13 protein-coding genes and 2 pseudogenes are annotated in these 15260 nt (G+C 69.1%); 5 read left to right on the forward strand and 10 right to left on the reverse strand.

The features are described 5' to 3' along the window. The first annotated feature begins 119 nt into the window (after positions 1-119). On the forward strand, positions 120-1856 hold the full coding sequence (locus tag KUTG_RS47860; protein WP_043726607.1) for a SulP family inorganic anion transporter: 1737 nt from the start codon (positions 120-122) through the stop codon (positions 1854-1856). Here KUTG_RS47860 and KUTG_RS47865 read toward each other — a convergent pair. Both KUTG_RS47865 and KUTG_RS47870 read right to left on the reverse strand, forming a co-directional pair. Next, positions 1813-2313 carry a hypothetical protein gene (locus KUTG_RS47865; RefSeq protein ID WP_043726608.1) on the reverse strand — a complete coding sequence of 167 codons (501 nt, stop codon included), beginning with the start codon at positions 2311-2313 and terminating at the stop codon, positions 1813-1815. The genes KUTG_RS47860 and KUTG_RS47865 overlap by 44 nt on opposite strands. Beyond that, positions 2294-2938, reverse strand: a complete 645-nt coding sequence (locus KUTG_RS47870) for an HD domain-containing protein (RefSeq protein ID WP_369794604.1) — start codon at positions 2936-2938, stop codon at positions 2294-2296. Before KUTG_RS47870 ends, KUTG_RS47865 begins: the two co-directional genes overlap by 20 nt. 505 nt (positions 2939-3443) lie before the next feature. Here KUTG_RS47870 and KUTG_RS57505 point away from each other — a divergent pair. Next, positions 3444-3950 carry a hypothetical protein gene (locus KUTG_RS57505; RefSeq protein WP_198047605.1) on the forward strand — a complete coding sequence of 169 codons (507 nt, stop codon included), beginning with the start codon at positions 3444-3446 and terminating at the stop codon, positions 3948-3950. 185 nt (positions 3951-4135) lie between these two features. Here KUTG_RS57505 and KUTG_RS65580 read toward each other — a convergent pair whose 3' ends face one another. From KUTG_RS65580 to KUTG_RS57515, 3 genes and pseudogenes are all read right to left on the reverse strand, one after another. Then, entirely contained in the window at positions 4136-4843 is a 708-nt protein-coding gene (locus KUTG_RS65580; RefSeq protein WP_063753656.1) for an AI-2E family transporter, read from the reverse strand. 175 nt (positions 4844-5018) lie between these two features. After that, positions 5019-5603, reverse strand: a pseudogene (locus tag KUTG_RS66840) (AI-2E family transporter); the annotation flags it as partial. A 140-nt stretch (positions 5604-5743) separates the two neighbouring features. Next, positions 5744-6058: pseudogene (locus KUTG_RS57515) on the reverse strand (transposase); the annotation flags it as partial. A gap of 370 nt (positions 6059-6428) precedes the next feature. On the opposite strand from KUTG_RS57515, the gene KUTG_RS47885 reads away from it, so the two are divergent. Next, complete coding sequence (locus tag KUTG_RS47885) at positions 6429-6818, forward strand: response regulator (protein WP_043726609.1); 390 nt, start codon at positions 6429-6431, stop codon at positions 6816-6818. Here KUTG_RS47885 and KUTG_RS47890 read toward each other — a convergent pair. Beyond that, positions 6815-7507 (reverse strand): response regulator transcription factor, encoded by a 693-nt coding sequence (locus tag KUTG_RS47890; RefSeq protein WP_052396300.1) that lies wholly within the window; start codon positions 7505-7507, stop codon positions 6815-6817. The genes KUTG_RS47885 and KUTG_RS47890 overlap by 4 nt on opposite strands. 91 nt (positions 7508-7598) lie before the next feature. On the opposite strand from KUTG_RS47890, the gene KUTG_RS54950 reads away from it, so the two are divergent. Together KUTG_RS54950 and KUTG_RS47900 are read left to right on the forward strand one after the other, a co-directional pair. Next, positions 7599-9470: a CHASE3 domain-containing protein gene (locus KUTG_RS54950; protein ID WP_052396301.1), complete on the forward strand. Its 1872-nt coding sequence runs from the start codon at positions 7599-7601 to the stop codon at positions 9468-9470. 196 nt (positions 9471-9666) lie between these two features. Beyond that, complete coding sequence (locus tag KUTG_RS47900; RefSeq protein WP_157495316.1) at positions 9667-10380, forward strand: GAF domain-containing protein; 714 nt, start codon at positions 9667-9669, stop codon at positions 10378-10380. A 614-nt stretch (positions 10381-10994) separates the two neighbouring features. Here the strand turns inward: KUTG_RS47900 and KUTG_RS47905 are convergent. Genes KUTG_RS47905 through KUTG_RS47920 form a run of 4 tightly spaced genes read right to left on the reverse strand, consistent with a single transcriptional unit; the run spans position 10995 to position 15140 of the window. Next, positions 10995-12044, reverse strand: a complete 1050-nt coding sequence (locus KUTG_RS47905; protein ID WP_232241337.1) for a pyridoxal-phosphate dependent enzyme — start codon at positions 12042-12044, stop codon at positions 10995-10997. A gap of 18 nt (positions 12045-12062) precedes the next feature. Next, entirely contained in the window at positions 12063-13049 is a 987-nt protein-coding gene (gene sbnA / locus KUTG_RS47910; protein WP_043726614.1) for a 2,3-diaminopropionate biosynthesis protein SbnA, read from the reverse strand. Positions 13050-13086: 37 nt separating this feature from the next. After that, positions 13087-14142: a 2,3-diaminopropionate biosynthesis protein SbnB gene (gene sbnB / locus KUTG_RS47915; RefSeq protein WP_043726616.1), complete on the reverse strand. Its 1056-nt coding sequence runs from the start codon at positions 14140-14142 to the stop codon at positions 13087-13089. Continuing rightward, complete coding sequence (locus KUTG_RS47920; RefSeq protein WP_043726619.1) at positions 14139-15140, reverse strand: TauD/TfdA family dioxygenase; 1002 nt, start codon at positions 15138-15140, stop codon at positions 14139-14141. The genes sbnB and KUTG_RS47920 overlap by 4 nt, the downstream gene beginning before the upstream one ends. Between the last annotated feature and the right edge of the window lie 120 nt (positions 15141-15260).

Consider the following 15260-nt stretch of genomic DNA (forward strand, 5'->3'; position numbering starts at 1 on the left):
ATTTTCCTTTTCCATCAAGGGTCTTTCGTCCCCACGACTGAGGGCGAGTTCCTCGGGACAGACGTCCGCGTCCCGGCTATCGTCGCGGGAACCGCCCGCCCACTGAAGGGATCGGCGCCATGTCCCAGTGGATTCCCGGTCTGCGGCAGGTCAAGTCCTATCGGCGCCACTGGCTGGCCAAGGACCTCGTCGCGGGTGTCGCCCTCACGACGCTGCTGGTGCCGCAGGGCATGGCCTACGCGGAACTCGCCAGGTTGCCCGCGATCACCGGGTTGTACACGTCCATCCTGTGCCTGCTGGGCTATGCGGTGTTCGGACCGTCGAGGCTCCTCGTGCTGGGTCCGGATTCCGCGCTCGGGTCGATGATCGCCGCGACGATCCTGCCGCTGGTCGCGGCGGACGGAGACCCGGCGCGCGCCGTCGCGCTCGCGTCGATGCTGGCGATCATGGTCGCGGCCATCATGATCGTCGCCGCGGTCGCGAAGCTCGGTCTCATCGCCGATCTCATCTCGAAGCCCACGATGATCGGGTATCTCAACGGGCTGGCGCTCACCATCGTGGTGGGCCAGTTGCCCAAGCTGTGCGGGTTCAGCGTCGACGCGGACGGCCTCATCGCCGAGATCGGCGCCGTGGTGCGGGGAATCGCCGACGGCGAGGTGGTCGGCGCGGCCGCCGCGGTGGGAGTCGGCGGTATCGCGGTGATCCTGGTGCTGCAACGCCGGGTGCGCAAGATTCCCGCAGTCCTGGTCGTCGTCCTGCTCGCGATCACCGCGGTTGCGCTGTTCGACCTGGCAGCGCACGGCGTACAACTGGTCGGTGTCCTGCCGAGCGGCTTTCCGCCGCCGACCGTCCCGGACGTGAGCCTCTCGAATCTCGCGCCGCTGTTCGGCGGAGCGCTGGGCATCGCGGTGGTGTCGCTGGCGGACACGATCTCCACGGCCTCGGCGTTCGCCGTACGCACCGGGCAGGAGATCCACGGCAACCGGGAGATGGCCGGAATCGGGGTGGCGAACCTGGCGGCTGGGCTCTTTCAGGGTTTCCCCGTCAGCGCCAGTGGCTCGCGGACCGTGGTCGCCCAGCAGGCCGGGGCACGGACCCAGCTGGCCGGAGTCGTCGGCGCCGTCCTGATCACGGTGATGATCGTGGTCGTGCCCGGACTGTTCCGGAACCTTCCCCAGCCCGTGCTCGCCGCGATCGTGATCACCGCAGCGCTGTCGTTGGCCGACGTGCCGGGAACGGTGAGGCTGTGGCGGCAACGACGGACCGAGTTCCTGCTGTCGGCCGCCGCACTGGCCGGAGTCGCTCTGCTCGGTGTGCTGCCCGGGATCGCGATCGCGGTGGTCCTCTCGATCCTGAACGTGTTCCGGCACGCGTGGCTGCCCTACCAGACGGTGCTCGGGAAGGTCTCGAACCTGCCCGGCTTCCACGACGTCCGCTCCTACCCGCAGGCGCTCCGACTGCCCGGCCTGGTGATCTTCCGGTTCGACGCGCCGCTGATGTTCGCCAACGCCAAGACGTTCCGCGACGAGATCCGCCGGCTGGCGGCAACAAGCCCTGCGCCCCGCTGGATCGTCGTGGCCGCCGAGCCAGTGACCGATGTGGACACCACCGCGGCCGACATGCTGCGCGACCTCGACGACGAGCTCAACAAACGCGGCACCCATCTGGTGCTCGCCGAGCTGAAGGACCCGGTGCGGCGCAAGATCGACCGCTACGACCTGACCCGTACCCTTGATCCGGCCCATTTCTACCCCACCATCGACTCCGCCGTGGCCGCGTTCCGCAAAGAGACGAACACCGACTGGATTCCCTTCAGTGCAGGTGAACCAGAACGAGGTTCTTCATCAGGATCATGACGACGCCGAGCAGCCCGGCCACACAGGTCGCCCCGATCAGCGTCGGACCACGCAGCCGGGCGGCCCGCGCCGCCGACCACGCGTGGTACACCAGCAGCGCCACCGCTGCGGTCAGCCCAGAGTTGGCCGCGGTCACCGGCGAGGCACCTGCCAGCCGGACCAGCAGCAGCACGGCGAGCGGGCCGTAGGAGGCCGTCACCATAGGCCAGGTCGCGCGCAGTTCCGCGACGATCTGCGCCAGCCCGGGGAACCTGCCGTCGTGGACGTGCCCGCCCAGCAGTTCCGCGTATTCCTCGGCCGTCCAGTAGACCAGGAGCGTGACCACGACCGCGATCGCCAGGGGCACAGTAGGCAGCTGCCCGCCCGCCGCGGTCAGGACGGCCGCGGTGACGATCGCCCCGTAGATTCCCGCGGCCCGGCGCCGCCCGGCGATCCGCTCAACCGGCGGGTCGGCCATGTTCCGCCTCCCCATTCTGTCTGAAATGGACGGAAAGCAACAGAGACTCGGTCCGGCGTACCGCACCCGCCCGCTCTGCGCCGTTGTCCGCCAGCGCCCGCACCACGAGATCGTCCGGACCCCGCCGTGCGCACAACTCCACAATCCGAGTCCGCAACGAAACGGGCAGGCCGTCGGGGCTCGTGGTCAGGTCGCAGTACCACAGCGCGTCCCGGACCGGGCCGCGTTCGTCCGGGAACTCCGCGAGCTGGGGACCGAGGCCCACCAGTGCGGCGACCGACGCCGCTCCCGAATGGTGGGCCACCAGTCCGCATACCCGGCCGGCGACACCGAGCCCGGCGAGGTAGCGCGCGCCGTCGAGCTGGTGCAGCCCGCTCGCCCGTACCGCGCCGGCATATCCGATGTCGTGCAACCATGCTGCGGCGATCAGCACCGGCCGGTCCACCGGTTCGAGGGCGAGGGCGACTTCTTCGGCCTTGTGCCCCACGCCCTTGCTGTGCGCCCATCTCCGTGGCAGGTCCGCCAGCAGCCGGCCCGCTGTCGACCGCGCCCACTCCTCCAGCGGTGCCTCGCCTGGAAACGCTCCGTCCAGACCGGGCCCACCCTCGGACAGCATGGGGGACATCCGCCTACCCCTTTCACTCAGCCGCGGTCCGGGCGGCGTGACCAGGGTCCGGTCCCGCACCGCCCGGTAAGACCGCCGAGGCTCCTTGGCGCCTTCATGCGCGAGGCTATGGCGGCGGCACAGCGCCTTCCTCATCCCGGTCGGGTGAGTCGGGCGCCTCGTCCCCTGGATCCGGGACTCCCGGTTCGCCTCGACGATGTCCTGCGCTGCCGGGGCGGGCACTCCGGCCGCTGCCGGTTCGTCTCCAGTGCCGCGTCGGAGACAGCCGGGGCACCGCCCACCAAGGCACCGAGGTGTTCTGCTGCCCGCCCAGCTCGCTGCTGCGCTCGTCGTGCACGGCCGAGACCGCGACACTGCCCAGTTGAGGGGCCAGCACCAGGACAACGAGCACGATCAGCACCTCACCGACGAAACCACATGAGACAAGCTCTCAGCCTCACCCGCGCCGGATGAAGCCCGCCGCAGCAGGCTCGGAGACAGTGTTGGCCGCCGACAGGAGGGTGGTGTGGTGATGACCTGGCATGCGGTTCGCTCCCCTGCAGCGCGGCGCGGCTTCGCGCTCGCCGCGCTGGCCACTGGCGCCGCGCCGGTCGTCCTCACGGTTCCCCTGCTATTGCGCGATCCGCTCGAGTTGATCGCCGCCGTCCTGCTCGTCGACTGCGCGGTCGCCGCCACGTGGGCGGCGCTGGTCCACCGGGGACGGCGCCGTATTCCGGCCGCCGTGACCGCCGTGCTCGCGCTGGCCGCCACCGTGGCCCTGCCGGATCTGCGCGCACCTATGGTTCCTGGTGGTGGCCGCACTGGTCGCGCTGTCCGCGGGCGCGACCAGTGCCGCGTTGGGGCACACACCTGCCAGTGCCGTCAGCCGGACCGGGCCAGCGCGTCATGGCGTCCTGCTGATGAACCCGCACTCCGGCGGCGGGATGGCTCTCACACCTGCCGTGGATGCTCCTATAGATGTCAAGGGGTGTTGTGCGAGGTCTTTCATGATCGCTTGGTGGACCTCTCGTAGGACGTAGCGTTTGAGGCAACGCATGATGTCTTTCTTGGACAGGCCTTGGGCGCTGCGTCGTTCGATGTAGGCGTGGGTGCGGGGCAGTAGCGCACGATCACGATCACGTGCAGGGCCGCGGTTGGCGCTTGGCGGTCGCCGCCGCGTTGATCCGGCGTTTGTCGGTGCGAATTACACCGTCGCCGTCAGTCCGCACAACGGTCCTGATCATCGCGGCGCCGCCGCTGTCGGGTCGCTTTCCTCCTCCGCCGCCGGACGCCCGCGATGGGGATGAACGAGCGCAACCGAGGGCGTTCGGCCCGTGGCGGCGCCCGAAGCAGGGCGGCGACCCAGCCGGCCTGCGGATCGATGTCGACCAGCACGACCATGAGTAGCAACGTCGCCGGAATCGCCAGCAGCAGACCCAGTGGGCCGAGCACCCAGGCCCAGAACACCAACGACATGAACGCGGTGGCGGTCGACAGTCCAACGGCGTCCCCGACATAGTGCGGCTGGATCAACGACTGCGCCACGAAATTGATGGCCGTGTAAACCAGGATGACGATGAGCATGGGTCGCCAGCCGCTGGCGAGCAGGGTGAGCAAGGCGGGCGGGAGCAGCCCCAGGACGAACCCCACGTTCGGAATGTAGTTGGTCACGAACGACAGCAGGCCCCACAGCACCACCAGCGGAATGCCCATCCACGCTAGTGCGATCGTGTCCAGCGCGGCGACGATTAGTCCGAAGATCGTGGTGACGACCAAGTATCGCCGGGTTCTGTGGGCGAAGCCCTTCAGCGCGACGCTGACCTGTGGGCGGTCCGCGGCGATCTCCAGCAGCCTCGCGTCGATGCCGCTGGCCTCGATGCTGAGGAACAGCAGGAGCGCAAGCAGGAACACGACGCTCGTCGTCATCCCGGTCAGGTCGACCAGGAGGGCGCCGAGCGAGGACAGCAGCTTGCCGAAGTCCGGCGCGCCGGCGATGTCTCGGAGCTGGGCCGATCCGACCCCGAGCCGGCCCAGCGCGTGGGGTGGCTTCTGCGACGAGCGCTTGGAACCGATCCGAGTAGTGGGGCAGCAGCGTGGCCAGCTTCGCGAGGGAGACGATCACGACCGCGCCGAACGCGATGAGTACGCCGTAGACCAACAGGACGAGCGCCAGCGTCGCGGCCCAGGCGGGGAGCCCGCGCCCCGTCAACCACTTGTGCACCGGGCTGATCGCGATCACGATGACGAGCGCCAGCAACGTCGGCGCGATCAACCACGCCGCCACCCTGATCCCGGCCACCGTGATGACCGACGCGCCAGCACCCAGGAGGATCACCAGGCCGCGTGGCATCACCGCGCCCGCACGCGGCGCGGCTTCGGAGGCGGCGGGGGGCCGGCTGGCCAGGGTGGGAGTCGTCACCTGCCGAAGCGGCTTTCGTCGCTGTGCACGGCGCGTCGCTCGTACCCTGGCCCGGGTTCCCCGTACGACCTGGTGCCGAGTCGCCGCTCCCAGCCGCAGCGCTCCGGATTTCCGGCTCGGCTGATTCGGCGACGTGTGTGCTCGCCTGTCATGGCCGCTGTTCGCGCTACCTGGATCACCACCCGGCATGTGGTCACGGTGACACGACCGGAACGTCGATCTCCTCATCCGGCCGGGGTGGCACGGCTTCCGCCCGACGAAGATCATCTGAATGGGTGGGAACCATCAACGGCCCCGGCGTGGCGTTGGCCCGGAACTTTCGTGTGGGTGACGGCCTGGCTTGAGACCACGACCGGTGGCTGTTGCGCGTGCTCCTTCCGGTGTTCGGCATGGTCAAGGTGGCCAGGTAGGCGCTGGTAGGCGGTCAGGACCAGATCAGCCCAGGGCGCGTGGCCGGCCAGCCGGAGGTGGACGCGCCGGGCGTGGCGGGCGATGAGGCCGGCGATGGAGTACAGCCGCAGCCGCAGGCGTGTGGGCTCCCAACGCCGGGCCTCGTGGTCGGTCGACGCGAGCATCTGGGTCCACGCGGTCAACTCGACGGCCAACGCGACGATCGCGATCCAGATCTGGTTGTGGGCGAAGCCGTGCAGCGGCAGGGTGGTCAGGCCGGTGTTCTTCGCGGTGCGGATGCGGTCGTCGGCTCGTGCTCGGCGGCGGTGTTGGAACCGGCGTTGCCGGGGCGTGGCAGGATCGCGAGTGGTTCGCCGGTGCCCGAGCGCCGTGGTCGACGAACGAGCACAACGGTGACAGTGGCGTCTTAACGCCACGTCGCGCGAGAAACTCCTCGCCGACGAGGAACAGCACCTCGACTACCTGGAAACCCAGCTCGAACTGATCGGCAAACTCGGCGAACAAGGCCGCCGTCACCGGTCAGGCCCCGGTGCCGAGAGCCGACACGCCACCGATGCCATGATGCCGACCGTGCCGCGTGCGTCGTCACTGCGGACCACGCAGCCGGATGTCCTCGACGCCGAAGCCGGGCTTCAGGCTAGCGGGAATGCGTGAGGCGGACAGCCTTGCCATCCTCGTGTCATGGCCTTGCGCTGTCTTCTCGTCGACGACAGTGCTCGCTTCCTCCAGGCCGCCAGGGCGCTGCTCGAACGCGAGGGACTGGTCGTCGACATCGCCTTGACCGGCGCCGACGCGTTACGACGCGCCGGGACGTTCCGGCCGGACGTCGTGTTGGTCGACATCGATCTCGGCGACGAGAGCGGCTTCGAACTCGCGCGCCGGCTGGACGAGCATCGGTTCGACGACCAGGCCGGCGCGAGCGGGCCATGGATCATCCTGGTGTCGACCCATCAGCGGGAGGACTTCGAGGAGCTCATCGCGGACAGCCCCGCGCTCGGGTTTCTCGCCAAGTCCTCCCTGTCCGCCAGCGCCGTCCATGAGCTGCTCCACGCCACGGGCGGCCAGGCCTAGCGGGCTTCGAGGAAGGTGATGACCGCCAGCACGCGGCGGTGATCGTCCCCGCTGTCGGGGAGTCGCAGCTTGGTGAGGATGTGCTGCACGTGCTTCTCGACGGTTCCCTCGGTGACCCAGAGCTGACGAGCGATGCCGGCGTTGGACCGCCCCTCCGCCACGAGCGCGAGCACTTCACGCTCACGAGCGCTGAGCACGGCCAGCGGATCGTCCTTGCGACTGGCGCGGAGCAGGTCCTGCACCAGCACGGGGTCGACGACAACACGGCCCTTGGCAATCCGCTCCACCGTGTCGATGAACTCGTCCACGTCGACGACGCGGCTCTTGAGCAGGTAGCCGACGCCCCGCCCGCTGGCCAACAACTCCAGCGTGTGCTCCGCCTCGATGTGGGCCGACAGCAGCAGCACACCCATCTGGGGGTACCGCTTGCGGATCGTCCGGGCCGCCGCGAGCCCCTCGGTGCGCTGTGTCGGTGGCATCCGGATGTCCAGGATTACCAGGTCGGGGAGGTGTTCCTGGACTAGATCCAGGAGTTGGGCGCCGTCACCGGCCTGCCCCACCACGTCGAAGCCGGAGCGCTTGAGCAGGCTGGTTATGCCCTCGCGGAGCAGCACGTCGTCGTCTGCCACGACCACCCGTCTCCGGTTGGTCGCGGCACCGTCCTCCGTTGGTCCCGGATCGGGCCGCATCGCCGCTTCCAATTGTCCGTATTGGGTACGCAAGTCCCTTCGCGTCGAGGGGTGAGCGGACTGTACTGGAGCCCATGTACGGGAGACTACTGTGGGCGGCCTGATCTTCCGTGTGCTCGGCGCGAGCGCCCTGCTCGCGCTCGTGGACGGTGTCCTGCTTGTCGTCCTGCTGCGCGAGGGCATCGGTGAGCGCGAGACGGCGCAACTCGCGAGGCACTCTCAGGAAGTGCTCTCGAGCGCGAGCCGACTCGAGAGGCTGCTCGTCGACGCCGAGTCGGGCGGCCGTGGATTCATGCTGACCGGCGAGGAACGCTTCCTCGAGCCGTGGAACACCGCATGCGCGGCGATCCCCGCGGAGAGTGCGAACCTGCTGCGGTTGTCCGACACCCCCGAGCAGAAGGACCAGTCCCGGCGGATCACGCAGGGCGTGGAGTCCTACCTTGTGGAGTATTCGGTGCCCATGGTTGACGCCGTGCGCCACAACGATCCCTCGGTCCGCAGTGTCGAGGCGATCGACGAGGGGAAAAGGCGCATGGACGTGGTCCGTGCCGAGTTCGAGCACCTCGACCAGACCGAGCGCGGCGTGGCCGTCGTTCGCGACGAGCAGGCCACGGCCACGGCCGCCCTGGTGGAGGTCACGGTGCCGGTCGGCGTCGCCGTGGCGGTGCTGCTGATCCTGCTTTTCGTCGGCTACCTGACGCGTACCGTCATCCGCCCCGTGCGCCGAGTGGCGGCCATGGCCGACCGGCTCGCCGGCGGCGAACTCACCGCTCGCATCCCCGAGTCCGGAGCAGCCGAGATCCGAACGCTGGAGCACTCGTTCAACCGGATGGGGCGCTCGCTCCAACAGAACCGCGACGAGCTCACCAGGCTCGCCGATGAGCAGGCGGCGCTGCGGCGGGTGGCCACCCTCGTCGCGCACGCGGAGCCGCCGCCCACTGTCTTCACCGCCGTGGCCAAGGAGGCCGGCCGGGTCCTTGGCGCCGACGGCACGCGGCTGCTGCATTACGAGGCCGACGGCACGGCGACCGTGGTCGCGCGCTGGGGGGCGGCCGGCTCCGACATGTCGGTCGGAGCCCGCGTGACGCTCGACGCCGGCGGGGTCGCGGCCGAGGTGTTGCGCACCGGGGAGCCCGCCCGCTTCGAGGGCCCTGCCGCGGCGCTCGGCGGAGCCGTCAGCTCGGCGGTCGGGGTCCCGATCCTCGTCGAAGGGGCCCTGTGGGGAGTGATGAATGCCCTGTCGACGGACGAGCCGCTGCCCGAGGACGCAGAGGACCGCTTCGCCAATTTCACCGACCTGGTCGCGACTGCGATCGCCAACACGCAGGCGCGCTTCGACCTGACCGCCTCCCGTGCGCGCGTGGTGGCCGCCGCCGACGAGACTCGTCGGCGGATCGAACGCGATCTGCACGACGGCATCCAGCAGCGACTTGTTTCCCTCGCGCTGGACCTGCGGACGGTCGAGGCCGGAGTGCCTGCCGAGTTGCCCGAGCTCCGGGCGGAGCTGTCCGAGGTCGCCTTCGGGTTGGCGGCCACGGTGGACGAGCTGCGCGAGATCTCGCGTGGGATCCACCCCGCGATCCTGTCCGAGGGGGGCCTGGGTCCCGCGCTCAGGGCGCTGGCTCGTCGCTCGGCCATCCCGGTCGAGCTCGACGTGCAGGTCGAGGGCCGACTCGCCCCACCCGTCGAGGTGGCGGCGTACTACACGGTGGCGGAAGCGCTGGCCAACGCCACGAAACATGCGCAGGCCTCGGTGGTCCGGTTCGAGGCGGCCGTGCTGGAGGACCGGCTGCACATCTCGGTCCGTGACGACGGCGTTGGCGGTGCTGATCCGGCCCGCGGCTCCGGTCTGATCGGGCTCACCGACCGGATCGAGGCCCTGGAAGGGCGGGTGACCCTCGCCAGCCCGCCGGGCGGGGGTACCTCGCTGCAGGCGGAGCTGCCCATAGGCGTGGCCGAATGACAGCGGGCGATTCCAGCTAACTGGTATGCCGGGCTGCCGGTGAGCACCCACTGCAAGATGCCCGCTCGCTGCGACGACACAGGCCCACTCGCACGCGAAGGTTACTCATTGCAAGGAAAGAGCGCCGAGCATTGGGACGTCAGATGCGAGCGACTGAGAAGCTGCACCACCGAGACGGACATTCGAGGTGAGCGGCATGGCCAGCGATCGGGATCAGGCGATTGCCACGGCGATCGGCAGGCTGGCCAGCGCCGACAACGTGCCGATCGGGATCGAGCATGTCTGCCGCGCCTGCTCGGCTGCGCTCGGCGTTGCCGGGGTGAGCCTGTGCACGATCGGCGACCTCGGGCTGGGCGAGCCGATCTATGCGACCGACGCCATCAGCGAACGCGCGATCGAACTGGAGATCACCGTCGGCATCGGTCCCGGCATGCAGGCGCTAGAGGACGGTGACGTGGTGGTGTCGACCGATCTGGCCAGCAGGGCCAGCCTGCACCAGTGGCCGGTGCTGGTCCCGATGCTGGGCGCACTCGGCGTGCGCGCCGTGTACGCGTTCCCACTGACCACGGCCGAGGTGACGGTCGGCGTCCTCGAGCTGTACCGCGCCCACCCGGGCATGTTGCCCATGGCCGCGCTGGTCGACGGGCAACTTTTCGCTGACTACGCCACGGCATTGCTGCTCGACAGCGACCGTGGGTGGCGTGGGAGCGATGTGGACTACTTGCTCGCCGGTCCGTTGTCCGAACAGTGGGCACGGGTGAGTCAGGCGGTCGTTGTCGTCTCGGCCCAGCTGGGCATCGGCGTGACACAGGCGTACCAGCGCCTGCGCGCACACGCGTTCACTGTGGACCGTCAGTTGCGGCATGTCGTCGACGACGTGCTGGAGGGCTGCATCGAGTTCACGCCGTGATCCCGTCGGAAGTCGATGCTTGGCGTGTTGTCGACACTGACGTCACATTGTGAGGATTCCGCGATTTGGCCCCTCACGTCAGCGATGTGGACGCGGCATGCTGGGATTTGCCGTCCGGCAGCACGAGGCGTCACAGTCGGTGGATATCGGGCGGTGCACGTGTAGACCGACGACGCGCAGAAGGAGGTCTGACCGGCAGGTGGTCTCCCGATACCTTCATGTCATGATCGACTCACAGGGAGACCACCACCGCCGGGCGTGGTGCTCGAACACGGCAGCCGGTCCGATGCCGGTGTGGCCACCCGCCAGACCGGCTGCCGCCATCAGCATTCACCCGCCAGAGCCCGTTCGACCTCGTCGAGCCCCTCGGCAACCGCCACCCGGCCCGGGCCGGTCGGCACATCGCCCGCCTTCACCTCTCGGCCGGTGACCAGAACAACCATGGTTCCGACCGGTCAACCAGGCCGTGGTCCGACGTACGGCGCTCATGAGGGTGAATACCCTTCCCTCTTACAAATTATCGTCTGTGCGCCAGGCTCTACTTAAATTCCTTTCGAAACTGGTGGAGGTTAAGGACGGTCCGCGACGACGATTGTAAGCGCCTATGCAAAAGCTTATATCGCTTGCGCATGACCGGCAACTAGATTACCGCGGGAAATGACCCGTCGACTGGCTACCCTGTTGCCAGTCAGTTCGGCCCCCACCCCCGCCCGCCCGGCCAACGTCGCGACCGCGCTCAGCAGTGCGCTGTCGGTGACCGCAACCATCGCTCCGCCAGTTCGGCGCACCGCGTCCAGCACGGCGTCGCCGATGGCCGGGCGCACCACCGCGATGCCGTCGGCCGCCGTTGCCGCGGGATTGAGCTCCGCTGGGCCGGCGGGCACACCGAACCAGGCGCGCACCAACGGCTGGCAACACTCGGCTTGTATGCCGACCAGGCGCGGTTGCCGCGCGGCGAGGCCACAGCTGACGAGTTCGGCGAAGCCCTTGGCGAGCGCCACCAACGTGGGACCATCACCGACCGGGACGATCATCGCGTCCGGGAGCCGGCGGCCGAGCTGTTCCCATACCTCGAACGCCACCGTCTTTTTCGCCTCGATGGTGAACGGGTTGGCGCCGGTGTTGCGGTCGAGCCAGTCGAATGCGCCCGCGGCGGCCCGGGAGAGGTCGACGGCGGCCGCGTAACCCTCGGGCACCCGGAAGACCCACGCGCCGGCCTGCGCCATGAGCGCGAGCTTCTCCGGTCGGCAGTCGGTGGACACGAAGATGATGGCCCGCATCCCGGCGGCCGCGGCGCCGAAGGCGGTGGCCACGGCCGCGTTGCCGGTGGAGGCGGTCGTGATCGTGCCCACCCCGCGCCGCAGCCCGTCCTCGATCACGAGTGCGGTTGCACGGTCCTTGTTGGACGCACTCGGGTTCCGCGTCTCGTCTTTGATCCACAGGTGCGGCGTGCCCAATGTCTTTCTGAGAGCCGGCACGGGCAGCAGCGGCGTGCCGCCGACCGGCATCGGGTACCGCACCGGACCGTCGGGAACCGGCAGCAGCTCCCGGTATCGCCACATGGTGAACGATGCCGGGCGTTCCTTCGCTATCACCGCGGAGCCGTAGTCGTATTGCAGCCACTCACACCCCGCTTGGTCGACCGACCCGATCACGCTACCCACGTGGCCGTCCTCCACACGTCATGCCGACCGCGAACCCGCGGTCAGCTCGTCAGAACCGAGCACGTCGTCGCCGTAGAGATCCTGCAGCCAATTGGTCTGGTAGACGGTGTCGAGGTAGCGCTCACCGAGATCCGGTGCGATGGCCACCGCGGTGAGTCCGCACGCGTCGTACCGGGACAGCCATTCCGTGGCGCCGCTGACCACCGTGCCGGTGGAACCGCCGAACAGGAATCCGTTTCTGGCCAGGCGATGACAGGCGCGGATGGTGTCCGCCTCCTCGACGTGCACCACATCATCCACATAGGACTGGTCGAGCAGCGGCGGGCGGACGCTCGTGCCCAGACCGGGAATCATTCTGCGGGCCGGTGCACCGCCGAAGGTCACCGATCCGACGCTGTCCACCGCGACGACTCGCACCCGTCGGCGCCACTGCCGGAAGTAGCGCGCGCAGCCCATCAGGGTCCCCGTGGTGCCCGCGCCGACGAACAGCACGTCCAGCCCGGGGAACTGGCGGGCGATCGCCGGCGCCGTCCTGCGGTAGTGCGCTGTCCAGTTGCCCGGATTGGCGTACTGGTCGAGCCACACGTACCGGTCGTCGGAGGCGCACAGCGCGCGGACATGGGCGATCCGCGCGCCGAGGAAACCGCCGACGGCATCCGGCTCAGTGATGACGTGAACCTGGCTGCCCAATGCCTCCATCATGCGTCTGGTCGACAGGTTGCACCGGGAGTCGGTCACGCACAGGAACCGGTAACCCTTGCTCGCCGCGATCATGCTCAGCGCGACGCCCAGGTTGCCGGACGAGGACTCGACCAGGACCGAGCCGGGCCGCAGGAGTCCGTCCCGCTCGGCGGCCGCCACCATCTCGGTCGCCGCCTTCAACTTGATCGAGCCGGCGAAGTTGAAGCCCTCGCACTTCAGGTAGAGCGAACGCTCGACGATCGACCGAAGGTCGACGTAGAGGCTCTCCTCGTTGAAGTCCTCGGGAACGGATATGACTGACACTTGTGACCCCCTCGTCCGCGGCCCGTGAACCGGCCGCTCATCCATACCGACGCAGTTCATGGAAGAAGTCGTCGACGACGTGCAACTCGCCGCAGCGGTGCACCTCGTCGTAGACGTGCTTGCCCACCGCCAGGTCGAGCACGCCGAGACCGAAGGGCGAGAACACCAAAGGCCGATCCGCCGGTGTCGCCACCCGGCCGGCCATCACGTCGTCCAACGTGCCGTGCAGGAAGTCCCGGTTGCCGGTGAGCTGTTCGGCCAGGTGCGGTGAGGTGTCGGCCTTCAGACAGTGGTCGACGTCGTCGACGATGTTGGCCGAGGCGAGCACGATCTCCGGCGCGAGGTCGCGCAGCGACACGTGCAGCACCAACGGATTGTGGTCGAACCACGACGGGTCGCCGACATGCGGCCGACCGGCGATGGTCGCGAAGACCACCAGGTCGCTGGCGCGGATCAACTGCTCGGCGTCGGGGTGCACGGTGATCCGGCTCGTGGCGCCCGACCGCTCCAGGTGGCTTCGGAAACCGGCCGCACTGTCCGCGGACAGGTCGTGCACGCCGATCTCGTCGAAGGACCAGCCGGTGGCCGCCAGGTAGGTGTGGATGTAGCGGGCGATCAGGCCCGTCCCGAAGAACCCGACGCGCGTCGGGCGCCCGCGGCCGCGGCTGAGCCAGTCGGCCGCCGACGCCGCCAACGCGGCCGTCCTGGTGGCGCTGATGATCGAGCCTTCCAGACAGGCGAACGGGTAGCCCGTGTCGTGGTCGTTGAGGATCAGCACGGCCGAGGCCCTCGGAAGTCCGGCCGCCACGTTCTCCGGAAAACTGGAGATCCACTTCAGACCGTCCACCCCTGCCCGCCCGCCGATCGAGGCGGGCAGGGCGATGATCCGGGAGCACGGGCGGTCGGGGAAGCGGAGGAAGTAGGACGGCGGGTTCACCGAATCACCGGCGCTGTGCAACCGGTACGAGTCCTCGACCAACTCCACGATCTGCTTCTCGCGTCCCTGCAGCACGTGTCGGACCTGGGCGCCGGAGATCACCGCAAATGACGGTACGGGGCTGGATTCCGTTGCTGTGGGACGAACGGGGTTCATCCGGCGGTCACCTCGACCGTCGGTGAGCAGTCGGCCAGCCGCACCGCGTCGGCCATCGCCGCGAGCACTTCGCGGGATCCCTCGAAGGGCTCCCTGCCGTGCGCGGTGCGGATGTTGTCGACGAGCAGCAGGTCGCCGGCCTGCCACGACTCGCGTACGGTGTTGTCCTGGTAGACCTCGTTGAGCAGCTGGACGACGTCCTCGCCGATCGGGTCGCCGTCGCCGAAGCTGGTGTTGAACGGCATCGCGTCGGCGCCGTAGACGTCGACCAGGTACTCGCGCACCTCGGGGGCCAGCGTCCACTCGTTGAGGAATGCGATCTGGTTGAACCAGCAGCGCCGGCCGGTGACCGGGTGATGCACGATGGCGCTGCGGCGCTGCCGGGTGCGTAGTCCACCGTCTGGTCGCCACTCGAACTCGATCGCGTTGGCGCGGCAGTAGTTCTCGACGGCCGCGCGGTCGTCGGTGCCGAAGGCCTGCGCCAGGGACGCGCCGATCTCGTCATTGTAGTTGCGGGTGAGCAGCCAGCCCTCCCCCTCGAACCGCTCGACCAGCTCGGTGGGCAGCGCGTCGAGCACGATCGGTGAGTCGGCCATCGCGGTCGCCCCGCCGACGGCCGGCGCGCGCAGGCACGCGAACAGCACCAGGCCGGGGAAGTCCAGCGTGTAGCTCATTTCGTGGTGCATGCACATCTGCTGGTTCGGCGGCCACTTCGATGCCGAGTACACGCCGTCGGAGTAGGGCCGCCGCGGCGCGAAGGACTCCCGCTCGGTCATCAGGCCGGTGGCCATGCGCCGAAAGACGGCGCCGATCTCGGCCTCGTCGCGCAGTGAAAGGCCGCGGACCAGGACCGAACCGTGCTCGGCGACGGTGGCGCGCAGCGCGTTCCGATGCTCGGCCGTCCAGTTCGGGGCGTCGCCGATGGCCTCGGCGCGCAGTATCGGTGGTTTGCCGGGCTGTAGGTCGACGTCGAGCAGCGCTGCCGGTGACGAGGACATCTCGGGTTCCCTTCGGTTGCTGTGCTTTTGCCGCGCGTGCCGCGCGGGGCTCGGGCCCTTCGGGGCCGGTGCCTTCGCTTGCCGGCAACCGCTCCAGGCACCGGCGGGGCCTCTCGGATC

It is taken from the genome of Kutzneria sp. 744 (genome assembly GCF_000568255.1).
In the GTDB taxonomy this organism is placed as follows: Bacteria; Actinomycetota; Actinomycetes; order Mycobacteriales; family Pseudonocardiaceae; genus Kutzneria.